The 24,790-nt window shown below is 53.8% G+C and carries 22 protein-coding genes and 1 tRNA gene; 14 read left to right on the top strand and 9 right to left on the bottom strand.

Annotation, left to right across the window (positions count from 1 at the left end):
• Positions 1 to 6: 6 nt before the first annotated feature.
• A complete protein-coding gene (locus SE15_RS12525) occupies positions 7 to 681 on the top strand; it encodes an FHA domain-containing protein (protein WP_054522435.1) in 675 nt (224 codons plus the stop codon).
• Between the two features lie 128 nt (positions 682 to 809).
• A complete protein-coding gene (locus tag SE15_RS12530) occupies positions 810 to 1,649 on the top strand; it encodes a hypothetical protein (protein ID WP_152965613.1) in 840 nt (279 codons plus the stop codon).
• A 1-nt stretch (position 1,650) separates the two neighbouring features.
• Here SE15_RS12530 and SE15_RS12535 read toward each other — a convergent pair whose 3' ends face one another.
• On the bottom strand, positions 1,651 to 2,934 hold the full coding sequence (locus tag SE15_RS12535) for a glycosyltransferase (protein WP_054522437.1): 1,284 nt from the start codon (positions 2,932 to 2,934) through the stop codon (positions 1,651 to 1,653).
• A gap of 48 nt (positions 2,935 to 2,982) precedes the next feature.
• On the opposite strand from SE15_RS12535, the gene SE15_RS12540 reads away from it, so the two are divergent.
• Positions 2,983 to 3,055: transfer RNA gene (locus tag SE15_RS12540), tRNA-Thr, on the top strand.
• Between the two features lie 42 nt (positions 3,056 to 3,097).
• Here the strand turns inward: SE15_RS12540 and SE15_RS12545 are convergent.
• Positions 3,098 to 3,565: an NUDIX domain-containing protein gene (locus tag SE15_RS12545; protein ID WP_054522438.1), complete on the bottom strand. Its 468-nt coding sequence runs from the start codon at positions 3,563 to 3,565 to the stop codon at positions 3,098 to 3,100.
• A gap of 54 nt (positions 3,566 to 3,619) precedes the next feature.
• On the opposite strand from SE15_RS12545, the gene SE15_RS12550 reads away from it, so the two are divergent.
• The 4 genes from SE15_RS12550 (at position 3,620) to SE15_RS12565 (ending at position 8,826) form a co-directional block, all read left to right on the top strand.
• Entirely contained in the window at positions 3,620 to 5,101 is a 1,482-nt protein-coding gene (locus SE15_RS12550) for a tetratricopeptide repeat protein (protein WP_054522439.1), read from the top strand.
• A gap of 91 nt (positions 5,102 to 5,192) precedes the next feature.
• Positions 5,193 to 5,735 (top strand): hypothetical protein, encoded by a 543-nt coding sequence (locus SE15_RS12555; RefSeq protein ID WP_054522440.1) that lies wholly within the window; start codon positions 5,193 to 5,195, stop codon positions 5,733 to 5,735.
• Positions 5,736 to 5,744: 9 nt separating this feature from the next.
• The gene (gene mtaB / locus SE15_RS12560) at positions 5,745 to 7,034 is read left to right on the top strand and encodes a tRNA (N(6)-L-threonylcarbamoyladenosine(37)-C(2))-methylthiotransferase MtaB (protein ID WP_054522441.1); all 1,290 of its coding nucleotides are present in this window, start codon (positions 5,745 to 5,747) and stop codon (positions 7,032 to 7,034) included.
• 70 nt (positions 7,035 to 7,104) lie between these two features.
• Positions 7,105 to 8,826, top strand: coding sequence for a glycoside hydrolase family 13 protein (locus SE15_RS12565; protein ID WP_054522442.1), 1,722 nt, complete (start codon positions 7,105 to 7,107; stop codon positions 8,824 to 8,826).
• On the opposite strand, the gene lipB is transcribed toward SE15_RS12565, so the two are convergent.
• Positions 8,821 to 9,582 carry a lipoyl(octanoyl) transferase LipB gene (gene lipB / locus SE15_RS12570; RefSeq protein WP_054522443.1) on the bottom strand — a complete coding sequence of 254 codons (762 nt, stop codon included), beginning with the start codon at positions 9,580 to 9,582 and terminating at the stop codon, positions 8,821 to 8,823. The genes SE15_RS12565 and lipB overlap by 6 nt on opposite strands.
• A gap of 146 nt (positions 9,583 to 9,728) precedes the next feature.
• On the opposite strand from lipB, the gene clpB reads away from it, so the two are divergent.
• From clpB to SE15_RS12595, 5 genes are all read left to right on the top strand, one after another.
• The gene (clpB, locus tag SE15_RS12575) at positions 9,729 to 12,320 is read left to right on the top strand and encodes an ATP-dependent chaperone ClpB (protein ID WP_054522444.1); all 2,592 of its coding nucleotides are present in this window, start codon (positions 9,729 to 9,731) and stop codon (positions 12,318 to 12,320) included.
• Between the two features lie 87 nt (positions 12,321 to 12,407).
• Positions 12,408 to 12,881 (top strand): hypothetical protein, encoded by a 474-nt coding sequence (locus SE15_RS12580; RefSeq protein WP_054522445.1) that lies wholly within the window; start codon positions 12,408 to 12,410, stop codon positions 12,879 to 12,881.
• Positions 12,878 to 13,084: a hypothetical protein gene (locus SE15_RS12585; protein ID WP_054522446.1), complete on the top strand. Its 207-nt coding sequence runs from the start codon at positions 12,878 to 12,880 to the stop codon at positions 13,082 to 13,084. Before SE15_RS12580 ends, SE15_RS12585 begins: the two co-directional genes overlap by 4 nt.
• A gap of 43 nt (positions 13,085 to 13,127) precedes the next feature.
• The gene (locus tag SE15_RS12590; protein WP_054522447.1) at positions 13,128 to 14,138 is read left to right on the top strand and encodes a carbohydrate kinase family protein; all 1,011 of its coding nucleotides are present in this window, start codon (positions 13,128 to 13,130) and stop codon (positions 14,136 to 14,138) included.
• Positions 14,135 to 15,259 carry a M20/M25/M40 family metallo-hydrolase gene (locus SE15_RS12595; protein WP_054522448.1) on the top strand — a complete coding sequence of 375 codons (1,125 nt, stop codon included), beginning with the start codon at positions 14,135 to 14,137 and terminating at the stop codon, positions 15,257 to 15,259. Before SE15_RS12590 ends, SE15_RS12595 begins: the two co-directional genes overlap by 4 nt.
• A 10-nt stretch (positions 15,260 to 15,269) precedes the next feature.
• Here SE15_RS12595 and SE15_RS12600 read toward each other — a convergent pair whose 3' ends face one another.
• Complete coding sequence (locus tag SE15_RS12600; protein ID WP_054522449.1) at positions 15,270 to 17,630, bottom strand: transglutaminase family protein; 2,361 nt, start codon at positions 17,628 to 17,630, stop codon at positions 15,270 to 15,272.
• 73 nt (positions 17,631 to 17,703) lie between these two features.
• On the opposite strand from SE15_RS12600, the gene SE15_RS12605 reads away from it, so the two are divergent.
• Entirely contained in the window at positions 17,704 to 18,705 is a 1,002-nt protein-coding gene (locus SE15_RS12605) for a phosphatase PAP2 family protein (protein WP_054522450.1), read from the top strand.
• Between the two features lie 3 nt (positions 18,706 to 18,708).
• A complete protein-coding gene (locus SE15_RS12610) occupies positions 18,709 to 18,936 on the top strand; it encodes a YtxH domain-containing protein (protein ID WP_054522451.1) in 228 nt (75 codons plus the stop codon).
• Positions 18,937 to 18,946: 10 nt separating this feature from the next.
• Here the strand turns inward: SE15_RS12610 and SE15_RS12615 are convergent, their stop codons facing one another.
• The 5 genes from SE15_RS12615 to SE15_RS12635 are packed head-to-tail and all read right to left on the bottom strand — an operon-like array spanning position 18,947 to position 24,681.
• Positions 18,947 to 20,959: a M6 family metallopeptidase gene (locus SE15_RS12615; RefSeq protein ID WP_054522452.1), complete on the bottom strand. Its 2,013-nt coding sequence runs from the start codon at positions 20,957 to 20,959 to the stop codon at positions 18,947 to 18,949.
• A 28-nt stretch (positions 20,960 to 20,987) separates the two neighbouring features.
• Positions 20,988 to 21,635 carry an MBL fold metallo-hydrolase gene (locus SE15_RS12620; RefSeq protein ID WP_054522453.1) on the bottom strand — a complete coding sequence of 216 codons (648 nt, stop codon included), beginning with the start codon at positions 21,633 to 21,635 and terminating at the stop codon, positions 20,988 to 20,990.
• 3 nt (positions 21,636 to 21,638) lie between these two features.
• Positions 21,639 to 22,793 (bottom strand): MFS transporter, encoded by a 1,155-nt coding sequence (locus SE15_RS12625; protein ID WP_054522454.1) that lies wholly within the window; start codon positions 22,791 to 22,793, stop codon positions 21,639 to 21,641.
• Entirely contained in the window at positions 22,790 to 23,554 is a 765-nt protein-coding gene (locus SE15_RS12630; protein ID WP_054522455.1) for an alpha/beta hydrolase, read from the bottom strand. Before SE15_RS12630 ends, SE15_RS12625 begins: the two co-directional genes overlap by 4 nt.
• Before the next feature lie 20 nt (positions 23,555 to 23,574).
• On the bottom strand, positions 23,575 to 24,681 hold the full coding sequence (locus SE15_RS12635; protein ID WP_054522456.1) for a M24 family metallopeptidase: 1,107 nt from the start codon (positions 24,679 to 24,681) through the stop codon (positions 23,575 to 23,577).
• Positions 24,682 to 24,790 lie beyond the last annotated feature (109 nt).

The following is a 24,790-nucleotide window of genomic DNA, read 5'->3' on the forward strand; positions in this document are numbered from 1 at the left end:
AGGAACATGCTAGAAAAAGATTTGCCGCTACTTATCGGTCAGACGGGGCCATTGAACGGGCAGCGCTGGGCTATTGATCGGGTGTTAACTATTGGACGCGATGCGCAGTGTGAGGTGGTGATCCCCGATCGTCAGGTCTCCCGTTATCATGCGCGGTTGGTGCCTGATGAGGAGGGGGTGCTTTTAGAGGACTTAGGAAGCAAAAATGGGACCTTTCGTAATGGTCAGCGTATTGAAGGTGAAGTGCGATTAGAGGATGGGGATTTGATCCAGATTGCGCTGGTGCAACATTTTGTGTTTCTGGCTTCCGATGCCACCCTCCCTCTCCTGGAGCCATTAGTCGTACCTGGGGAGAGAGAATCTGAGCCCTGGCGGCGGCGCCTGTATTTAGACAGGCAGTCTCATCGCGTGTGGGTGGCGGGGCGCGAGGTTCTACCTCCTTTGTCGGTCCCCCAGTTTCGTCTCCTGGAACTGCTTTATGAACATCAGGGGGAAGCGGTATCACGGCAGGAAATTATTTCCGCAGTGTGGGGGAATGAGCAGGCATTGGGTGTATCCGACCAGGCGTTGGATGCGTTGGTGCGACGGTTGAGAGATCGCCTTGCTGCAAGTGATGAGTACCCATACTTGGTGACCGTGCGGGGTTACGGATTTCGTCTGGATAATCCGTTGTACCCATGAATTTGAAAAGCAACTGTTAGGTATGGAGAATTGACGAGAGAGCCAGCGGCGATTAAGATAAAGTGCAGAAACCTGAGAGTCCGTCGTTGCCAGAGTCATTGAATGCCAAGATAAGGGGTGGGAAAATTGTGAAGCGAAAAAATCGAAAGTCCGCTACACAAAATACGGGGGCATCTATTCAGGAAGGGACAAAGTCCAATCTCAAATCCACACGGCGCTCGGGGGGATTGGCGATTGATTCTGATCCGGTTGAAGCGGTTCCCTCTGCCGCTGGGGTCTCGGAGCGCACGGTGCCCGTGCGTTTTCTGCTTGGGGTGTTGGGAGGAGGCCCGATTGGCTTAACCCGTGATCTTTCCAGTAAATTCTGGGATGGCCTGATCCCAATGGCGGCACTTGTGTTGCTAACGCTTGTATTGCATATGCTGGCCGCCCCTATTCAGGGGTTTTGGGGGAATTCGGGGTTGTTGGTTTATTTGGTTTCTTTACTAGGCCTGGGAGTGGTATTGCTCAATCATGCCATTCTCCAGACATACTCGGAAATTGCGCGGGGGTGGCTGGGGCTTGCCAGTGGGATTGTGATGTGGTACGTGATCTTGCTCAGTGAAAAAATCGGGGGTGCCCAAATACCGGGAGCCACTATTCTCTTGCTATTGGTTGTTATTGGGTTGGTTAGTGCTATTTTGTGGAAATCAGTGTTTCCTATCGGGATCAAGTTCTTTGTCCTCAGTGTATTCCTGGCTGCGGTTGCCCGCTTCTGGATCACTTCCCAGCAACTTATGGCTACAGCATGGCCGTTATTTAACTCTAGCTTGATCATTTCGGGCTACGTGGCCCTGGCGGCGTTGGTGTTCGTTTTGGTGTGGATCATTGTGTTGAGCAAGGAGCGCACCCAACGTTTGTGGGCAGCAATGTGGGGCTGGTTCTGGGCCTTACAAGTACTCTCGGTGTTTCTAGGTAAACCCCTTTAGTTTAGATAGGAGTCGCTGTCACGACGCCGGGTGGAGCCGCCTGAAGGGTAAGCAGTCGGTCATAGACCTGGATGATCTGGCGGGTAATCTCGGCCCAGGCGTAGGGTTGTGCGCGTTCCACGGCGCGTTTCCCCATTTGTTCACGCAGGTTGGCATCCAGAATCAGTTGAGTTAAGCGATCAGCAAGCAAAGCAGGCTCCCCATCGGGTATAACAAAACCGGTTATTCCATCTTTTACCAGGAAAGGCAAACCGCCTACCTGCGAGGCAATGACAGGGGTACCACATGCCATGGCTTCGAGGGCCACCATACCGAAGGATTCATAGTGGGAAGGGAGCACTAAAACATCGGCAGCAGAGTAATAATACGGCAGCGATTCTTGGGCTTGCTTACCGAGAAAGAGCACCACGTCTTTAACCCCAAGTTGTTTGGTCAGCCATTGCAAGCGGGCCATTTCGGAGTCCATTTGCTGAGCATCTGCTGAGGGATCGCCCCCGATAATCGCCAGATAGTGGGGACAACACGTCAGGCGTCCAGTGTCCTGGATCAGCCGCAGGGCGCGGATCAGGGTCTCTATTCCTTTCAGGGGTTCGATGCGCCCCACAAAAAGGATCATTCTTGCCTCGGCAGGCACCCCCACAAAGGCACGTGCTTCATCCTTAGGAATGGGGTAGAAACGCCCTAAATCCACACCCGGGGGAATGATGGAGATTTTCCGGGAGTCCGCATGATACAAAAATTCCAGTTGGGCCTTTTCGGCAGGGGTAGCAGCGATGATATGATCAACAGTTTGAACCAGATGGGCTTCTTTTTCTAACCGGAGCGGCGACTCGCGTTCAGAAGGGGAGCGGGCTACCCGGTTTTTCATCACGCCGAGGGTATGGAACATGTGTACTACGGGTGTGTTCCATTCATTTCTCAATCTCTCGGCTGCCAGGCCTGAAAGCCAATAGTGGCTGTGTACGAGATGGTATTGAATGTGTTTATTCTGGGCAAATTCCAGAATGCCGCGCGTGAAGTCATCAAGGTAGGTGTAGAGATCCGATTTAGGGAGGGGCTCTTCTGGGCCGGCAGGCACGTGAACAACGCGATTCCCATAGCCCAGGTTATGCAAAACGTGAGGGACGTGCTCATCTTGGGAGCGCGTGAATACATCCACATGTATGCCCATTTGCCCCAGATGACGGGTAAGTTCGGCGACATAGACATTCATCCCCCCGGTATCTTTGCCACCAAGCGTAGCCAGGGGGCAGGTATGATAAGAGATCATGGCAACGTGCAGCATTGTAAAACCTTGTCGAAAACTTCACTCCTGAGATATAATTTTGACCGCGCCACCGTAGCTCAGCCGGCAGAGCAGCCGCTTCGTAAGCGGCGGGTCAAGGGTTCGATTCCCTTCGGTGGCTCTAATATTTTAATCGAGTGGGGTAAAGCGAGCGCCTTATGTGTCAGGTTGAGGGGTAAGGGGTTCTGTGAGTGGCAAGCAATGAAAGCGGATAAGCAGGAGCACCCGAGGCTAGATTTTCCAGGATTTGCCGAACTTCTGGGCTGCGGAGAGGGTATTGAGAGAGTTGTTCCAGCGTGATCCATCGGGCTTGCAGGGATTCTGCATCGGGTTGAGACTTTGGGGGTGCAGGAGTGGCTGGATGAGCGAGAAAGAAAAAACGCATTCGTGCTGCGCCGATGGGCAGTGCGGTGTGTTCGATGCATAATAGCCCATCCAGTTCAACGGGAATGCCGGCTTCCTCAAGGGTTTCACGATAAGCAGCCTCCAAAATTGTCTCGCCGGGTTCAACGCGCCCAGCCGGAAAATACCAGGTCTGCCCGTGACGGCTTTCCTGAATTAGAAGAAACTGGTTGTTCTGGCGTACAATGATCACAACAAAGAACCACGCTGGGATTGGATCTCGTGACATTACCTCCATCTCCTGAGAACGCCTGGATCAAATTAGGTTGATTATAATGTCAATATGACCAGCGGGCGTTCCCCATTGGATTGGTGGAAAGTAACCTGGCTTCGGCGGGCCTGGAAGCGTTACGCTTCTTGGTTAGAAGAAGGGATCTATCTAATTCTTTTTCTGATCATCCTTGGGCTTAACTTGTGGCCTCGTCCCTGGGCGGTTGATGCATGGGTGGCAGAGGGGCGCTTGGCGCGACTGCGTGGGGACAGGTCACAGGCATTGACCAAGTGGCTCCGAGCAGGGGAATATATGCCAGAGACCCCTGAGCTCTGGCGGGGTATGGCCAGTCTGGCTTATGAGGCCGGGGATTATTCCACTGTCGTTCGGGCTTTGGTTCACCTCTCGGCGTATGAGCCACTTTCACCAACGGAACAGCGGAACCTGGCTGAGGGTTATTTCCAAACGGGTGATAAGGCTGCTGCTAAGGAAATATGGCTCGAACTCATGCGCGATGTACGCGTTCCCTCGACGGAACGGGCCAATCTCGTCACTCATCTACGGCAGATTGATCTGAACTTGGCGCGTCAGGCTTTACATGTTTGGTTGGATCAGGTCCCCGAAGATCTGGAAGCACTACAGTTGGGGATTCTCCTCTTTGCTTCACAAAATCCTGGCCGTGCGCTTGAGTGCTTTCAGAGAGCGAGCACGATAAATGCTCGGGTTCAAAACATCTACCAGGAACTTGGGGAGGTGCTTGCGGGTGCCACCCGGCAGTCGGGCGAGGTCGCAGACCTGGTGCGCATTGGTCAGGTGCTGGGGCGTTATGGGGAATGGGACCTGGCTCAAGAGGCTTTTGAACAGGTTGTGGCGCGGGTTCCCGAGTATGCGGAGGGGTGGGTTTTGCTAAGCGAAGCCCGCCAACAGTTGGGGCAAAGTGGGTTGGAAGAATTGGAAACAGCCCAAACGCTGGCTCCCGAGGCGGTTGCGGTTCGAGCCGCATGGGGACTGTATTGGCGCCGTGCTGGGCAACCTGAAAGAGCCCTCTATTTCTATCAGTCCCTGGCTCGCCAGTTTCCGGAGGAACCGCGTTGGCAGATGGAGTTAGCCGAAACCTATGCGGCGATGGGCAATGTGGCGTTGGCGGTGAATTTATATGATAAAGCCGTTGCGTTGGCACCTCGGGATGCCTTGATCTGGCGTTACTATGCACGCTTTGCGCTTGCCTACGGGTTAGATTTGGAAACCTACGCTCTCCCGGCTGCTCGAAAAGCGCTGGAATTGGAACCCGAAAATCCTGAAGCATTGGATCTGATGGGCTGGATTACTTTTCTGAGCGGGGATGCGGTTCAGGGGGAACGATTCTTGCAACAGGCTCTTATCAAAGATGCGCGATATATGCCAGCCTTATTACATCAGGCACAAATCTGGCTGTGGCAACACGAATGGGAGAGCGCTCATGAGGCTCTGGTTCAAGTGGTTTCGCAATCCAGAAATCCTGAATTGGTCGCACAGGCTCAACGGCTGCTGGATCAGTACTTCTCTCGTCGGTAAGGTCCTGTCTTTATTGCTGGCTTTATCGTGGCTTGGAGGGTGCAGTTGGCTACCAACCTCCGCAGGAGATGCCACCTCCCAGAGGAATCTTTTGTTCTATGATGACTTTTCGAACCCGCGAAGTGGTTGGCAGCAGTGGAATGGTGCCCAGAGCCACATAGCAGTTCGGGAGGGTGGACTGCGCTTTTTTATTGGAGAACCTCATTACGATTACTGGTCACTGGCAGGCCTGGAGGTCGGGGATGCCATCCTGGCAGTGGAGGCGAGGGTGGTCGGAGGGCCTCTTAACAATGATTTTGGGTTGATTTGTCGTTACCGGGGCCCCAATCAGTTCTATGCTTTTGTGGTCAGCAGTGATGGCTATGCAGGGGTCGTGGCCGTTGATGGGGATGGCTATCACCTCCTTACCGATTCCGGTCTGACATACATAGCGGCCTTAGATCGCGGCCTGGCCACTTATCTACTCCGGGCGGATTGTGTGGGACCTTCACTTGTACTTTATGTAGACCGGCAGAAACTTTTTGAAATTGAGGATCATCGGTATAATTCAGGCGACGTTGGTGTGTTTGCAGGCACCTTTGATGACACGGGCGTTGAGATCATTTTTGACAATTTTTATGTGTTTAAGCCTTAATGGGTTGAAATGCGTGTTTACCTGGATACTGTAGGGTGTCGGCTCAATCAGAGCGAGATTGAGAGACTGGCTGCAAATTTTCGAGCCAGTGGTCACGAAATAGTAGCCTCGGCCTCTCAGGCGGATATCGTCGTTATTAACACATGTGCTGTTACTGCCGAGGCGGCCTCGGACTCACGCCAGAAAATCCGGCAGGCAGCCCGCCAGGGCGCAGGACAAATCATTGTGACCGGCTGTTGGGCAACGTTGGAGCCAGCGGAAGCGGCTGCATTGCCACGGGTGAGTCGGGTGGTCCCCAACGCTGAGAAAATGCGCCTAGTTGCTGACCTGATCGGGACACCCCTCTACGAGATAGAGCCCATTGCTCGCGAACCCCTGCCTGGTGCACACCGTCGGACACGGGCTTTTATCAAGGTTCAGGATGGGTGTGACAACTTCTGTACCTTTTGCATTACCCGCGTTGCCAGGGGAAAGGGGCGTAGTGAAAGTGTGGACCAAGTCGTGCGTGAAGTGCAAGCCGCTCTGGCGGGAGGGGCAAAGGAAGTGGTTCTCAGTGGAGTGCACCTGGGTTCATGGGGACAGGATTTACGGCCACCTCGTCATTTACGTCATCTGATTGAAATGATCTTAAGAGAGACAGATGTGCCGCGCTTGCGTCTCTCCTCGCTAGAACCGTGGGATCTTGATGAGGCTTTCTTCGGATTATGGGAGAACCCCCGCCTGTGTCGGCATTTGCATCTCCCCTTGCAATCGGGATGTGCTCAGACACTGCGTCGCATGGCTCGTAAGGTTACTCCTGAAGAATACGCGGCCTTGCTGGAGCAGGCACGACGGGCGATCCCCGGCTTGGCTGTTACGACTGATATCATCGTCGGCTTTCCGGGTGAAGATGACACGGAGTTCGAGACCAGCCTTAAGTTTGTGGAGGCAATGGCGTTTGCCGGGGGGCATGTCTTTGCATATTCTCCTCGCCCCGGTACCCCTGCGGCACGATTGCCCGGTCAGGTTCCTCCGTCGGTTAAGAAAGAGCGTAGTCGCCGCATGAGAGAGGTTTTATCGGAAGCCAGTTTGCGTTTCCGCCAATCCTTTCTGGGGGCAGATGTACAGGTGCTTTGGGAAACCACAGATGGTTTGGGGCCTCAGGGTTGGCGATTGCGGGGATTGAGTGATAACTACTTGCATGTGGAGGCGTTTGCCCCTGAACCCCTGTGGAATCAGATCAGCCAGGTGCGGTTGGTGGATTTAAATGCACAAGGGATGGTGGGGCAGATTCTGGTGCCGATTACTGCGCCTCCATAAACCCGCGTAGTTAGTATTATCTATCATATCCAAATCTAATCTTCGAAGAGAGGAGCGGCTTGCAATCATCATGCAGAATCCGTGGTGGCAAGAGGCAGTTTTCTATCAAATCTATCCGCGCAGTTTTGCCGATGGCAATGGCGATGGTATTGGCGATATTGAGGGAATAATTCAATCTCTGGATTATTTGCAGTGGTTGGGGGTAGATGCTATCTGGCTTTCACCTCACTATCCTTCGCCGCAGGTGGATTGTGGTTACGATGTTGCTGACTATTATGGGGTGGCACCGGAGTATGGCACTCTGGAGGATTTCAAGCGCTTACTAGGTGAAATGAAGCGTCGTAATATGCGGCTGATTCTGGATCTGGTGCTCAATCACACCTCTGATCAGCACCCCTGGTTTATAGAATCGCGCTCTAGCCGCGAGAATCCGCGTCGCGACTGGTATATCTGGCGTGAGGGTCGTAATGGTGGGCCTCCAAATGATTGGTATTCCACCTTTGGTGGGAGTGCCTGGACCTGGGATGCAACCACCCGCATGTACTACTATCATTTCTTTTTCAAGGAACAACCCGACTTGAATTGGCGCAATCCAGAGGTCAAAGCGGCGATGTTTGATATGGTGCGCTACTGGCTGGACATGGGGGTGGATGGTTTTCGCCTGGATGCTGTGGGTACCATTTTTGAGGATCCCAACTTGCCTCCTCATGGGAAGGAATACGGCATTGATGATCTCTATGTTATGCTCCGGAAGGCGCGTACCCAGGAGGAACAGGAGCAGGTCAGACGGCTTTTTGATGAGTTGGTGCGTTTCCAGGTGGATTTACCCGAGGTGCACGATCTAATGCGGACTTTGAGGGGAGTAGTGGATGAGTTTCCGGATAAGGTCCTGGTAGGAGAATCGGAGGAGATTGCCTTTTACGGGAATGGGCAGGACGAGTTGCATCTGGTGTTCAACTTCCCGCTCATGCGCACCCGGCGGATTACCCCCCAATGGGTGCTAAGGAATCAGCACGAGCGTCTGGGAGCAATGCCGGCAGGCGCCTGGCCATGTAATACCCTGGGGAACCATGATACGTCTCGCTTGCGCAGTGCCTTTGGGGATGGAGTCAACGATGAAGGGCTGATGCGGGTGCTGGCAGCGCTGGTGTTGACCCTGAAAGGAACACCATTTTTGTACAATGGTGAAGAAATTGGAATGACCGATTACTTATTTACCGATGCGACGCGCTTTCGTGACCCACTGGCGTTACGTGCTTACGACCTGGAAATTCGTTTGCTGGGGGCTTCTCCAACGGAGGCGGCGCGTTATGCGGCGGCTTACGGGCGTGATAAATGCCGTACCCCCATGCAGTGGCGCAATACCCCGAATGCAGGTTTTTGCCCAGAGCATGTAACTCCCTGGCTCCCAGTTAATCCGAATTATCGTGACGGGATTAATGTGGCTGATCAGGAACGGGTTTGTGATTCGTTACTCCACTTCTATCGAGATTTGCTTCATTTTCGACGCCAATGTCCGGCATTGCGCCGGGGTGATTTCCAGCCTCTAAGCGAAGAAGACAAGGACTACCTGCTTTTCTTGCGTTCGACGCCTGAGCAAACCTGCCTGGTGGGGTTAAATTTCTCGGCACATCCTCAAGAAGTGGTCTTGCCAGCCGAGTGGAAAGGCGTGCGCTGTTGGTTCTCTTCGCACTCTGCTTCCGGAGTGGTGTCTTGGCGCAGCCTGACGCTGGCTCCTTTTGAGGTATGGATTGGCGAAATTCTTAGTGGTGAGGAAGGTGCTCCCTCATAGGAGAGATCTGATTTCTGAGTTCAGCAAGTTAAGCCCCTCGTAAAGGGGGGCAGGTTCAAATTCGAAAACCGCGCAGAAAAGATGAGCCGTTTGTACTGCCAGGGTCGGCATCGAGGGGGGCGCGGGTAGTAGTTCGGCCATACTGGTCATTCTAACGCCTTCCAGTCCGCAGGGGATAATCCCGTTCCAATATTCCATTTGAGGGGCAACGTTCAGGGCAAACCCATGACGAGAGATACCAAAGCGATCCACTTTGACGCCGATAGAAGCAATTTTGGCTGGCTGTCCTGGTGGGCTGGAATGTGGCAGGTTTACCCATACCCCGGTTAGCCCCTCTCGGCGGTAAGCAGAAATGCCGTATGCATCTAATAAACGGATGAGCAATTCCTCAAGTTTACGCAGATAACCTACGAAATCGGCCTGGGGCAAGCGTTCTCCTTCCCAATCGGGTTGGGCCAAAGGGAGAATGGGATACCCAACAAGTTGGCCCGGCCCGTGATAGGTGACATCGCCACCGCGATCCACTTCCCGCAGGATAATACCGCGGCGCGTGCATTCGGCTTCATCCCATAGAATGTGGGCGCGAGAGCCGCGACGGCCGATGGTGAAGACATGGGGGTGCTCAAGGAGCAGAAGTGTTGCCGGGCGTTGACCCCAATGAATTTCATCGGCAATCTGATTTTGAAGCACCCAGGCCGCATCGTAATCTACAAGACCTAACCAGTAAATCTCACAACGCTTTTTATCAAGTTTCACAGGGTTAACCTTTGTGAAGGGGCATATATTTTTTTAACATTGCTCTAATACATTTACTACGGAACACGGCTATACATAAAGGCGATACACGCACTTATTTTAGCGGTAAATCTGGAAATATCGAAGGAGGTATTCGGAGGTATTCAATGAATCTAGAACGGTATACTCAAAAAGCACAGGAAGCTCTCTTCCAGGCGCAGCAACTGGCTCGCGACCTGAATCATCAGGCTATTGAACCAGCTCATTTGCTCCTGGCTTTGGTACAACAGGCCGAAGGCATTATCCCGGCGATTATTACAAAGGTGGCTGGTAGCGTCATTGGCTTACGCGATGCGGTGCGTGCCGATCTCGAACGACGCCCCAAGGTTTACGGCACCACGGCTCAGGTGGGCGTTTCGCAAGCCTTAGCAGACGTGCTGGCTGCGGCCGAGCGGTATGCCAAGGGCATGCAGGATGAATATGTTTCGACCGAGCATCTGCTCCTGGGGCTAGCCGATAGCATTGAGGGTAAACGCCTGGCTCAGTTTGGCCTGACTAAAGAGGCCATTCTCAAGGCACTGGCTGAGATTCGTGGAACTCAGCGGGTCACCTCTCCCAATCCTGAGGACACTTACCAGGCGCTGGAAAAGTATGGGCGTGACCTGACGGCAATGGCACGCCAGGGGAAGCTGGATCCGGTGATTGGGCGAGATGAGGAGATCCGCCGTGTGATCCAAATCCTCTCAAGGCGGACGAAAAACAATCCTGCTCTGATTGGTGACCCGGGCGTGGGTAAAACCGCCATTGTCGAGGGACTGGCTCAGCGGATTGTCAAAGGCGATGTCCCCGAAGGCTTGAAACATAAACGCATCATCCAGTTGGATATGGGAGCCTTAATTGCCGGGGCAAAGTATCGGGGTGAGTTTGAGGAGCGGCTCAAAGCCGTCCTGCAAGAGATTACAGCTGCCGCGGGCGAAATCATCCTTTTTGTGGATGAGATGCACACGGTGGTCGGTGCTGGTGCAGCTGAAGGCGCCATGGATGCCAGCAACATGCTCAAGCCCATGCTGGCACGGGGTGAACTTCACATGATCGGCGCTACCACGGTGGATGAATACCGAAAATACGTAGAGAAGGACCCGGCGCTGGAGCGTCGTTTCCAACCTGTGTATGTGGCAGAACCCTCGGTTGAGGATACTATCAGCATCCTACGAGGGTTGAAGGAACGTTATGAAGTTCACCATGGTGTGCGCATTACGGATGCGGCGGTTATTGCAGCGGCAACGCTCTCACATCGTTACATCCCGGATCGGCGCTTGCCGGATAAGGCCATTGACCTGATTGATGAAGCCGCTGCCCGCCTGCGCACTGAGATTGACTCCAAACCCCAGGCGCTGGATGATGTTGATCGCCAAATCATGCAATTAGAGATTGAGCGTCAGGCACTCCAGAAGGAGCAGGATAAGGCTTCTCGCGAGCGCCTGGAGAAGATCGAAGAGGAACTTAAGGTGCTCAAAGAACGCTCACGTCAATTGCATGAGCGCTGGCAGGCCGAGAAGCAGGCCATTGCTCAATTGCGTGCGATTAAGGAGCGGATCGAGCAGACCCGCATTGAGATCGAAGACGCCGAGCGTCGTGCGGATCTGGAGAAGGTTGCTCGTTTGCGCTACGGCACTTTGCGTGAACTGGAGGCCCAACTTCGCGCAGCCGAGGAGCATCTGCGCAAGTTACAGGCTGAGGGGGCGTTGCTGAAGGAAGAGGTGGATGCTGAGGAAATTGCCGAGGTTGTCTCGCGGTGGACGGGCATCCCGGTAGCGCGTCTCATGGAGGGCGAGACCGAAAAACTGATCCATATGGAAGAACGCTTGCACCAGCGCGTAGTGGATCAGGAGGAAGCGGTACGTAGCCTGGCCAATGCCGTGCGCCGCGCACGGGCGGGTTTGCAAGATCCCAATCGCCCCATCGGTTCATTCATTTTCCTTGGACCAACCGGTGTGGGCAAGACCGAACTGGCACGCGCTCTGGCAGAGTTGCTCTTTGATGACGAGCGCGCCATGATCCGCATTGACATGAGCGAGTACCAGGAGAAACACACGGTCTCGCGCCTGATCGGCGCCCCGCCGGGCTATGTAGGCTATGAGGAGGGCGGTCAACTGACCGAAGCCGTACGACGTCGCCCGTTCAGCGTCATCTTGTTTGACGAGATTGAAAAGGCCCATCATGAGGTCTTCAATGTCTTGCTGCAGGTTCTGGATGACGGTCGTTTGACGGATGGGCAAGGACGAACCGTGGACTTTCGCAACACGGTGATCATCATGACGAGCAACCTAGGCAGTGACCTGTGGCTTAACCGCCACGGAGCGGTTACACGAGATGAAGTGACCCGTGTGTTGCAAGCCTATTTCCGCCCTGAATTTCTCAACCGCATTGATGAGATTTTGGTCTTCAAACCGCTGACTCGTGAACATCTTGTCCAAATCGTCAATATTCAGTTGCGGCGGTTGGAGAAATTGATAGAAGAGCGTGGCTATCGTCTGGAGGTCACCGAGGCGGCTCGTCAGTACTTGGCGGAAGTGGGTTATGACCCGGATTTTGGCGCCCGTCCTCTCAAACGCGCGATCCAGCGAGAACTTCAGGATCCTCTGGCTCTGAAGATCCTGGCAGGCGAATTTAGGGAGGGCGACACCATTCGCGTGGACCGCGGCCCGGAGGGTTTAACCTTCCAGGCAATCGTAGCGGCAGAAACCGTAGCCGCTTGAAGCCAGGCATTTTCCAAACCCCAGAGGTGCTGATAAACCCTCTGGGGTTTGGCTTTTTATCGGGATGAAGCGTGCTAAAATAAAAGCATGATGGAAAGTCAACCTGCACGCTCTTTTCGAACCTCGATTCAGCAGCATCGGAAGCAGGTGTTCATTCAAATTTATTTTCCGCTTGCTGTAGCACTGCTTTTGTTTCTTATTCTGCCTACAGCAGCACTGATCTTCACCCTTAATCCGCTTGGGGTGGGCAGTGGTCAGTGGGCCGCCATTGCTCTGATTGTGTTGATAAGCCCTCTTTTCATTTTGATTCTGCTAAGCCTGGTTATAAGCGTGGCTCTGGCGGTCCTGCTTTACCGTTTGACAGCAAACCTTCCAATTTGGACTGAGAGGTTACTGGCTGGGGTGGAGCGGGTAAGGAATGGGGTGATTAACTGGAGTGATCGTAGCGTGCAGCCTGTGTTTGCAGTACATAGTATGTTGGCCGTTTGGCGACGTGCCAGGGATCTCTTCTGGCAACTCATCTTAGCGGTCAGGAATTCCACTCGAGGAGTGAAGGTATGATGGAGCCATGGAAACGCAATGCCCTGATTTTAGGGGCTGCCCTAGGGCTAATTTCGGGGGTTTTGGCTGCCTATTTGCTAATCCAGCGCGCCGAGCAATCTCAATCCCAGGTAAAACTGACTGCTCAGGACGGGGTTAAGGTAGGAATAAGCGTGTTAAGTGTGCTGAGGCAGATTGCCGAATTGGGAAGCGGGCGGCGTTGAACCTGTAGGACTGGGCGTAAAAAAGGGCGGAAAACGAATTCTTATGGAGTCCCATTATTTGCGCTATGTGGTGGCTGGGCGTCTCCAGCGCGACTTTATCCTCCCCCTCGAAGGAAGGCCTTGCCTGGACGTACCAGGGGGTGGCGCCATTTATGCAGCCGTAGGAATCTTGATTTGGGATCGTGCGGTTGGGTTGATCAGTCGGGTGGGTGAGGATTATCCCCAAGAGTGGCTGGAGGGGTTTGCGTCTTATGGGCTGGATACGCGGGGGATTCGCATTTTACCCCAGGCTGTCGACTTGCGCCGAGTGATTTGCCATCTGGAAGGCGCAGAAGAGGCAGGCAACCCACTGGCGTGGTTTGCGCAATTGGGAATTCCTGTTCCCAAAGCATTATTGGGCTATGTTCCGCCACACCGGAGCCTTAACCATCCCGCTCATCCCACACCACTCACTTTGCGTTTGAATGACATTCCGGCGGATTATCTGGAAGCCACGGCGGCTCATCTTGCCCCCATGGATTATTTAAGTCACGCACTGCTTCCCTCGGCTCTGCGTAAGGGAAACATAACCACGATTACATTAGATCCAGGTAGCGAATATATGCATCCAGCCATGTGGGAGCAGATCCCCCCTCTTGTCCGGGGCGTCACGGCTTTTATCGTCGCCGAGGAGGATCTCAGGCATCTATTTCAGGGACGAAGTACAGATATCTGGGAAATGGCAGAAGCAATAGCCTCCTGGGGATGCGAGTTTGTGATCATTAAGCGCGGGGAAGCGGGGCAATATCTGTTTGAAAAAAGTGGGCGGAAACGCTGGGTGATACCGGCGTATCCTGCACGAGTTGCTGATCCAACAGGGGCTGGGGATGCGTTTGGGGGGGGATTTTTGGCCGGATACCGCCAAACCTACGACCCTTTAGAGGCAACGCTATGTGGGAATATCTCAGCCTCTCTTGTGGTGGAGGGTAGCGGTCCATTTTATGCCTTAGATGCTTTACCGGGCCTTGCCCAAGCGCGTCTTGAGGTTTTACGCGATTCCGTAAGTGTGCTGTGAGTGATTCCATTCCCATTTCATTGATTGAGGATCTTAGAACCTATGTCTTGCAGCAGGCCTGTGCTATTCAGGCCATTCCTGCTCCATCGCTCAGGGAGTCTCAGCGCGCCAGTTATCTAAAAGAGCAGTTGATCCAAATAGGCCTTCCAGAGGTGATACAGGACGAGGTGGGCAATGTACTGGCATGTCTACCCGGAGGCAGCGGTGCGCCGCTGCTTCTGACGGCGCACTTAGACTCGGTGTTTTCAGAGGGGCAAAATCTTTCGTTAAGCCGTTCTGAAAGTAAGATCACCGGTCCCGGCATCGGGGATAATGCCTTGGGATTGGCGGTTCTACTGGGGATAGGACTTCTAGGGGCACAACACCAATGGCATTTACCGGGTGATCTTTGGTTGGTAGCCACGGTCGGCGAAGAGGGGCACGGCGACTTAAAGGGAATGAAAGCCATTGTACGGCGCTTTGCGGCTCGCCCGGTAGCGTATTTGGTGCTGGAGGGAATTGGGCTGGGCAGAGTGGTGCATCGTGCCCTGGCGGTCAGGCGCTACCGGATTCATGTGCGGGCGCCTGGTGGGCATCCCTGGGCAGCGCGGGAGATTCCCTCAGCCATTCATACCCTGATTGCCATTGCTCACGAGTTACTGCACGTTCCATTGCCTGCCTCTCCCCGCACCGTCATAAATATTGGGGTGATTCAAGGTGGCGTTTCTGTGAATACTCGTGCCCCAGAGGCCTGGATGGACATGGAGCTGCGCTGTGAGGAAGAAACGCCTCTTGAAAACCTTGAGGTAGAGATCCAACGGGTGTTACGCCAGTACAGAGGATGGGGTAGGGGGATAAGTGTGGATCTGCTACATATGGGAAACCGTCCCGCAGGGTCTATTCCGCCCTCTCATCCTTTAGTGCAAAAGGTGCGGCTATGTTTGGCCCAATTTGGAATTGATGCGACATTGGAACAAGCCTCAACGGATGCCAGTGCCCCTTTGAGCCAGGGCTATCCGGCTGTCTGCATTGGTCTTGCTCGCGGGGGGCGCGCTCACACAGCTGAGGAATTTATTGAAATCGAGAGTGTCGCTCTTGGGCTTCGCCAAGTCGTGTGCCTGATCCAAAACATGTGGGATTAAGGGTTGTTATCTACGAAAGACCTGACCTGGCCTCATTGGCCAGGGGTTTCTGCCTCAACCGCAGGCGCCAAGCCTCTTGCCAGAGTTTTTTCAGTGCCTGGCGTGCGTTGGTGAGATCAGCGGTATAAGGGCTGTAAAGCGCCTTTTCGTATTCGGTCAGAAATACTCGCGCGGGGGTTTCCAGGTCAGGATACTCATGAATCAGGGCGTAAATGTGCTCGGCTGGAGTTGTGCCGGTAGGGGCGATCTGCCGGAGTAATCGGCTGATCAGTTCAACCTGAAGAAATAGGCGTTCCATAGGGGTGAGACGAACGTAATTGGCCCATAAGTGTAACCATCTGGGTGCTTGCCAGCCCCGGTTCAATAACTCTCGCTCGAGATAAACAGCGAGCGAACGCTCTGGACTGGTGCGTAGAATCTGGTTCATTCGGAGCACTGCATACACCAGTCCTCCTAAGGCAAACCCAACCAGTAGGAAGGGCACGAAACGGTCAAAGGTAGTGCTGTCAAGGGGAGAGGCCACGTTATTATTTCCGTCTATTTCTGCTTCCTCAAGGCGGTTAAATTGCTCAGCCAGTTCACGTGTGTTGCTGCGGGATGGGTTGGCTACTGGTGGGGTAAGCTCTTCCTGTAAGTTGGCCCCCGAAGGGCGAACAATCAACGGTTGAGCCGAAGTGGGTTCAAATTCGACCCACCCGATTCCTGGGAAGTAGACTTCGGGCCAGGCGTGACTGTGTTTCTGACGCACTGTAAACTGGGTATTGGTGGGGTCGGGTTCCCCCTGCGCGTAGCCCACGGCAAGACGGGCTGGAATTCCTAGAGAGCGCACCAATAGCACTTCCGCAGTTGCATAATAATTACAGAAACCGCGCTTGAGATCGAACAAAAACCACAGGATGGGATCGCGATCTCGGGGAGGAGTGGGGATGGTGGTCGAATAAATGTAATTTTCACGCAGGTACTGGGTGATGGCAACTACCTGATCGTAGGGGTTGTCTAATTCCCCGGCAATGGTCCCTGCTAGTTTAGAAAAGGTGAGGGGTATGGGTACATTTAGGTAGCGTTCGCGAATCCAATCCGGGTAATCGCGGCCTGCGGCGCGTAAATCGGCCTCCGTGGGATTGGCGATCAGCGATTGGACAGTATAGCGCTCTTCAGGTCGAAGCAGAGGGTGTACCTTGAGAGCGAGCGCCTCGAGTGGGGGAATCTCTGCCAACGGGCGCTGGTCAATCAGGGCGGTAACTGGACGATCTACGCTCAGGGGAATAGAAGGCGCGTAGAGCGTTTCCAGGTGACGATTGGCCTCAATGGTGAATTCAATATTCACACGGTCGCGATAAAGAAGATTAGGTGAGGTAAGGAATTCGCCGGCTTCAAAAGGCACCTCTTCCTCAAAGGTGTTTCTCCAGACCCCGTTCTCATACGTGTCGTAGATGTAAGCGCGCCAATAGTACACAGCCCCCTCTGGGCGGGGTTGGCTGGCCTGAGCGGTGAAAACCACGTCTTCTGAGAGGGATACGCCGGTGCCTAGATTCAGGTTGGCTGAGTAAACCTGCACGGTAATCACGGCTGGCCCGCGCAGAGGAGCAAAGAGGTTTTCCATCCGTTTGCGCAGCGTCAACCAGGAAGAACGCAGCCAGGTCGCACCCTCTGGCGTCTCGACAGCAGAGGTGGTCAGATTAGCAGCGTTCCAGGCCAGCAGAACTATCACCAGAGTAATACCCAAAGCCCATTTGCCGAGCGTAAACTCGGTTTCCATATCTACGGCTGTAGCCGTGCGTTCCCATTGGGCAGCGTTGTGGTGGTAATGGAGCAGGGTGATCAAGAGCAGGCTCAGGACAACGTAAGTTGCCAGGGCGGTCCCCTTCTGTCCCAAAGTGGGGTGGTAGATGTCTACTAACACAATGGAGACACCACCGATGATTATGGGGATCCAGGGGCGCCCATAGCGCACTTGCAAATAGCCAGCACTCAAACTAATACCCCAAAAAAGCAATAGCATGCTGCTCAGAAAGAGCAGCGGATCGGTCACGGGCCGATTGTTAACAAACTGGTATGTAGCCCAGTACAGGCGTGCGTAGAGAGTATTTAATCGAGCAAGCCAGAGGGATTGGTCTTGAATAAGCAACCCCAATTGCCAGGGTACGAAAAAGGCGGTGTAGCCCACACCGAGAGCCAAAGCCAGCCGGCGAGGGAAACGACTGTATCCTAAGGCTAGGCCCAGCAATCCACCGGCCAGCACAGCTTGAGTCACCTTCTCTAGATTTTCCGTCCAGCCAGTGCTGCTCAGGTGCGAGGCGGCTACTGTCATCGCGGCGAGGAGACAAACCGCGGTTGGGAAGGAAAACCAGCGTTCCGGTTTTGCCTGCATAATTTGAGTGTACAATAATAGCAATCGGTTCGTCAATTGCCATGGCTAAAAATCATACCAGAGGTATCTTATTATGGATCAGATCACCTGGGTGATCGCCTTCCAAAATCTGGGATTATGGTTACAGCCTTTGATGTCTTTCATTTCCACGTTAGGGACTGAGCAGTTTTATTTGCTGGTCATGCCGTGGATTTTCTGGTGTGTGGATGCTACGATTGGTATGCAGTTTGCCCTTTTATTGCTAATCAGCAGTGCCCTCAATACCTACCTGAAGTTCATCTTCCATGCGCCTCGGCCTTTCTGGTTGGATAGGCGGGTTCAGGCATTGACAGTAGAGACCTCATTTGGCATTCCCTCAGGACATGCTCAGAATGCTGCCAGTTTATGGGGGTTTGGGGCTGTTTTGGCCCGGAACAAAGGAATCAAGTGGGTGATCGGTCTGGTCATCCTCGTCATTGGTCTCTCGCGGATCTACCTGGGGGTCCACTTTATTAGTGATGTGCTCGCGGGATGGCTGGTTGGGGCTCTATTGCTGTGGGCTTTCCTGCGGTTGGCGCCTTGCTTTTCGCGTTGGTGGGGATTCCTTTCCATGCCAAGACAATTGGTGTTTGCGGCGGTCTCCTCGGTGGCTATTCCGGTCATCGGTTGGGGGCTTGCTATGGCGTTTCGAACCTGGGCACTTCCTGAGGAGTGGGTGGCGATTGTCCAAAGTAAAATCGGGCTCATCCCACTGCAACCCTTCTCGCTGGATGGGCTGATCACCATTGCAGGAACGTGGCTGGGGGCTTTGGCAGGGTGGATCATCTGCACACACCGATGGGGAAGTTATCCCTCAGGAGGCACTCTAACGCAACGGGTTCTGCGTTATAGCATTGGCTTGATAGGTCTGGGGGTGTTCTACGCAGGATTAGGCATGGCCTCTGGGCGATTCTTAAGTTCTCTGGACGGCAGTAGCGAAAACCTGCTCGGAATGGTCTTACGGTATTTCAGGTATGGGATTGTGGGGGCATGGGTTACAGCAGGAGCTCCCTGGATTTTCAAGGTATTACGTCTGTACGGTGCAAAAGGAGGTTGAACCATGCGCCAGATAGGTCGTTTCCTAATGGGTCTGTTAGTTGGTTGGGTTGTGGGAAGCCTGGTAGGCCTTCTGCTGGCACCGGCACCGGGCCCGAGCACACAGCAGCGGATTGTACAGGCTTATCAGAAGTTTCTGGCGGATATTCAAGAAGCCGCCAGGGCGCGGCGGCATGAGTTGGAGCAGGAACTGGAGCGGTTGCGCAGGGGCGGAGGGACATCAACGGCGTAGCGGGGTTTCCTCATCGTCGTTCTAAGAGCAGGCGGTAGGTGGCTGGCTGGCGGGTGAAGCGGGTGGTGCCGCTAATGACCAGCGTAGCTGTGTCCCGCGTATCCAGGGTGAACTCAAATTGAGCGCGTTGGTTGGCACCTAAGGCCAGGGGCTCAATAGAGGTGGTTCGGCCTTGACGGATGAGAGTCAGGCGGAAGGTTTGAGGTAAGCGGTTTTGGATGCGTACAAACCCTTCTGCCTGCCAGCCTCCTTCATCTTGCTCAAAGTCGCTGAAATAATTAATCGCTGGGATGGCCACATCATCCAGCAAAAAACCCTCACCATTAACAGCGGCATCCGTGATGTACTCAAAGCGCAAGGTCACGCGCTTGCCGGCAAATTGAGACAGGTCAACGTGCTCTTGAATATACCCCTGACTGCTGCCGTTGTAGCCACAGCCATAAGAGTTACCCGAGGGGTCATTAAGGGTACACGATGGGGTGGTAAGTATCTGCCAATCCTCACCGTTCTCAGAAGCCAGCAGGTAAAGATAGTCGTAGTCTTTTTCCAGGTCATACCAGGTCCAGTAGGTAAGGGTAATGGGCCCTTCAATAGACGTGAAGTCGAACGTCTGGGTTAACGTCATGTCTGATTCGTCCCCCTTGTTTGACCAGAAGGCATAATTCCCTGAATAGGCCCCTACGGGGAGCACACCAACTTCGTGGTTGCCCTCGAAGTGCAGGCGCCAGCGCCCGGGGCAGGTAATTTGGATGTAATCGGTTCCATACTGGTGGACCGTCCCGGTGATCTCACTGGTATCACACGATTGGAGATCTTCGGTTACCGTGAAGGTTGGCGGGATGTCATAGCGGTGGTAGGTGTATCGCCCGTCGGCCAATGATGCATCTTGTAAATAATTGGTGATCGTCCAATCCACGAAGACATCATCGGCGGTGTAGTATTGTCCTGTTATTGGATCGATAGCGCCCATGTCCCTAAGCACAGCATCGAGGCTATCCATACCGTTATCCGGGTGTGCCACCAGGGCCTGTGTGGCTTTTTCGCCAAAACGATCCAGAAAATAGGCCACGAACAGAAACGAAGCGCCGTAATGGGGAGTGGTGGCATTGGGGTCGTTCGGCCAATCGTTTAATTGCAGGTCGGGTTCGCGAGCGAAAAGATAATCAAAACCACCGGGGTCATAGCCATTAAGAAAGGCGGCTAACTCTGAAAAACCTTCATTCAGCCAGGATTCTTCATTGCGATCGCGATACCAGTGGATCATGTGTTGAAATTCGTGTGCTAACACACCATAGGTATAAGGGTCGTCCAAGGGGGTATTGTCGGCGTTGACGATGAACATCTCGTGGGCATTCGAATATTCCTGAGCCAGCGGATGTATAGAGTCAGAAGAGGAGAAATAAGCAGCAACTGAATTGCCCAGATTTGAAGCATACAAGATATATATGCGCGGGTCATTGTCAATGCCTGGGTTCCATTCGCTGCCGAAGAATTCGCGCGTGGTGGGGTAAATGTGTTTGCAAAATGTCTCGGCCAGGTCTTGTAGATCACTGGTGCGGTAACTAATTCCCTCCTCAATCCAGAAATAGGCACAATCGGCAGCGTAGGCGAGCTCGGCCGTCACGCTAAAATTCTGATTGGTGTCTACATTGGCCACCCAGAAGGATTCGCGATCTCCCAGCCGATAGGGGCGCGCGGGTTGCATAGAGGGGATAAAGCGCTTGCCCTCCAGGCGACGTGCCAGGTCGTTTAAGTCGCGGCTTGGGACGGTGGTATTGCGCAGACGTTCAAGCGTTTCATAGGGTCCCTCAGGGACAGGATCCGGAGAAGTGGAGTAGGGGGTTAAGGTAAACCGGGGGATAGTAGAAGTTTCAAGATGGCTGAGCGGAGTAGGAGAGGAGAGAGAAGAAGTGGACTGAATTAATAACAGCCCAATGCCCATTCCTGTCATAACCAGAACCAAGCAACAGCAAAACATAAAGGCGATTAAACCGATAACGATCCACCAAATATTCCGATTCATGGCATCTCCTTTACCTAATAATGGGCTGTCAAAGGGCAGTTTTATTATCCAGCCAGGGGTTCTGTGAGCGTTCCTCGGCTATTGTGGTTTCTGGACCATGTCCCGGAAGCAAACGTGTGTGGGGGGGAAGGGTGAGTACCTGTTCGGTGATACTGCGATGGAGTTGTTCAAAATCACCGCCGGGCAGATCTGTGCGACCAACACCATGGTAAAAAATTAGATCACCACAGAATACGATTCCTTGGGAAGGCAATAAGAAAATCACGTGGCCGGGAGAGTGGCCGGGGGTATGACGAACCTCGATTAGAGTTTCTCCAAATTTGAGGACCTGGCCGTGAAAGAAGGTGAAATTTGGATCCACCTGGACGTTCAATGACCACCCGAACCAGTCGGCCCCACCGTTTTGGTGCCAGATGGGTGAATCGGCAGGGTGTAACCCTATCTTGAGGTGGGGGATTCGGCTAGCAAGGGTTGGGACTCCCGCAATGTGATCAAAATGTGCATGGGTGATCCAGATTTGAGTGAGTTGAAGATTCTCTTTTTCTAACGTGTCGAGGAGAACTTCACACTCAAAGGAGGGGTCAATGACGATGGCTTCGCGGCGAGGGATTTCAATAAGCAGGTAAGTGTTATTTGCCAGAGGGCCCAATTTGAATGATCTGATCTCAAGCGGCATGGATCAATCCTCCCCGTGACCGGGAACCAAAGCGGGCTCGGGGCTGAGAGATTCCCCGGCACTAAAGCGCTGGCTGATGCTAAGAGCGATTATGCCCAGAAGCAGCGCCACCAGATACACAAGAGAAGGGGAACGCTGATAGAGCCAGCCCGCAAGTGCGGCGCTAATCACAATCCCCAAAGCGTTGACGGTCTCAATCAGCCCGTAGGCAGAACCTACCTGTTGTTCCCCTACCAGGGAACGCGCCCAAGCCAAGATCATGGCCCGATAGAACCGGAACCCTCCCAGCAGGAAATATCCTACCCCGAACCACCACGGGGAGTGACTCAGCCAGGTAATAAACGCGAAGGATATACCGGTTACCAACCCCAATGTAACGCCCATGGTTGGTTTGAGATGCCCAAAAGCAAGCGCCAATGCGGTGGTACCCAGACTGCACAGGCTGCCAAATAGCCCGATTTGCTCCATGGTAATACCACGATGGGTAGTCAGGAAATTGGGAGTGAGGGGTTGGGCAAGATAAAGTGCGATGATCCCCAACCCATTGAAGGCTAAGAGATTGAGAAAAGGGCGTGCTGTGGGCAAAGCAGAGCGAGGGAGGCGTGAAGGGGGTGCAGGGGCAATGGGGCGAATGAAAAGTACCAGCAAGGTTGAAAGTCCAAACGTGAAGAAACCGAAATAGTAGATTTGACGCAGCCCCCAAGTTTGGGCGATAAGGCCACCTACCACTGGACCCAGGGCGGCACCCAGGGTGAAACTAGCGGAGGCAACGCTCAGCGCCCGTGCGGGTGTCCAGGTGCCACGTGCAGCGGTAATGTAAGTGTTCATGGGCGCCAGCACAGAAGAGGTGAGGCCGTAGATGACCAGGCCGATGACAAATCCTTGCAAGCTATGCGCTGCAGCCATCAAGGCGGCGGCGATTGTGCCCATGATCCACGAAAACCACATTAACGGACGCGGCCCTAGGCGGTCGGTGAGATAGCCAGCTGGAAGCTGGGTTAAAGCCATGGCCAGCCCCCAGGCGCTCAAGATACCCCCAATGAGCAGCGGAGTGGCCCCAAGGGATTCCATATAAAGAGTTTGGAAGAAGGTGAAAGCCCCTTCCCCGACGCCCCAGGCGAATAAGGAAATGACAACCAGGGCCAGGTCGCGAGTCATGTTACTGAACCCGGTTGGGAGAAGGATTTCAAAAAAGCGGCGATTTCATGAAAGACAATGGGGTAATCGGTATCACAAGTGAGCACATGCCCACTGTTTTCCACCCAGACGAGTTTCTTCTCGGGGGTTTCCAAAGCCTCAAAGATGCGGATGGCATTTTCAGGGGAAACGGCGCGATCCTGTCGAGAGTGCATGAGCAACACCGGCACCCGGATAAGAGGGAGTTCCTGGCGCATCCTGGATAGCAGGGCAAGAAGTTGTTCAATCCCAGCTGTGGGATAAGCCGGATATTCGCGATGCTCTTTGGCTAGGGCGGGGTTATGCCAATCAGGATTTCCTTTGGGCACAAAAGGTTGTAGATACTTAAGCCAACGGATAAATTTCAGACGCCAATCATTGGGCAGAGCGTAGGGAGTGGAGAGGGCAACCGCTCCGTGCACAGGATAATTGGCTGCTGCTAAAAGCGCCAGAATTCCACCCATTGAGAGCCCAATGACAAAAACCTGTTCGTAGGCAGAATGAAGCAGAGCCAGGCCGTCCTCGACACTTGCCAGCCAATCCTCCCAACGACAGCGCATCAGGTCTCTAATGTGTGTGGCATGCCCTGCCAGGCGGATACCCAGAACAGTGTAATCAAGACCTGCCAGGAATTCACCCAGCCCCCGCATTTCCTTTGGGGTGCCGGTAAAACCATGGACCAGCAAACACGCTATGCGACCTCGCGGGAAAAAGAAGGGTTGCGCATCGGAAATCAAAAGCATGGGGAGTCTCCCTCCGGGTTCTATTCAAGCAGGTTGATCAGGTCTCGAGGAAAGTCGGATAGTGTCAGGCAACCTGTTTCGGTTACAACCACATTGTCTTCTATCCGAATGCCCCCCATTGCGGGGAAATATAATCCGGGTTCAATGGTGAAGACCATGCCCGTTGCCAGGGGGAGGGTGTTGTCGGCGTAGATGTAAGGCGGTTCGTGGGCTTCCAGGCCCAGCCCGTGGCCCGTGCGGTGGGTGAAATAAGCGCCATAACCGGCACGCTCAATCACGCTACGGGCTGCCCGATCAATCTCACCTGCGGGCAGGCCCGGGCGGACCCTGGCACGTGCCGCCTGATTGGCTGCCAAAACAATTTCGTGAGCCACTTTGAGGTCCGGTGGGATATTTCCCAGCCCAAACACCCGCGTTAGATCGGCGCAGTATCCGTTCCAGGTGGCGCCCCAATCAACTAACACCACATCTCCTAATTGCAGAACGCGGTCCTCGGGTGTGACGTGAGGGTTAGCAGCATTAGGGCCACTAGCAATAATCGGGGCAAACGGCAATGGGGTTTCCGAACCTGCACGTAAGAGTTGAATGTACAGTTCACTAGCGATTTCGCGTTCTGAGGTGCCCGGGCGGATGGCCGGTAGGGTGGCCTGGAGTGCTACCTGCGCAATCTCTACGGCCTTACGCAGGCTGGCTACCTCCGCTTCGGATTTCTGGAGTCGGAGCGCTGCCAGTGCCTCTTCCGCAGAGAGGAAAGTAGCATTAGGAAGTGCCTTCTGCAATAAATTCAATTCCAAGAATCGCAGGCGGGTGGGTTCCACTCCAATGCGGCTGGCTTTCCCCTGGAGAGGACGAACGGCCTGAGCAAAAGCACCTTCCCAGGCTGTAGGATCATCCGGGTAAGGCACGGCTTGAAGATCGAGCGGACTTTTTTCCAGGCTTTGAACCTCGAAAGCCGGAAGGACAAGCCGCGGTGATTCGCCTGGAATCAAAAGCAAGCAAATTGGGCGCTCAAATAAATGCATTTGAAGGTGGGTCAGATAAAAAAAGTTGGGGCCTGGGATAAGTACCAGCGCATCCAGTCCCATTTGCTGAAGACGATTGTATAAGTGTTCCAGGATTGCAGCCATGATGGTAAAACCTCCGGAAGAGATTATATCGCAATCTTCTTTTGTGGATTGATTCAACGGGATCTAGCAGGGTGTGTAGATCGGAGGAATTGGGCAATGCAAGTATAAT

This window comes from Thermanaerothrix daxensis, assembly GCF_001306145.1.
GTDB classification, from domain to species: Bacteria; Chloroflexota; Anaerolineae; order Anaerolineales; family Anaerolineaceae; genus Thermanaerothrix; species Thermanaerothrix daxensis.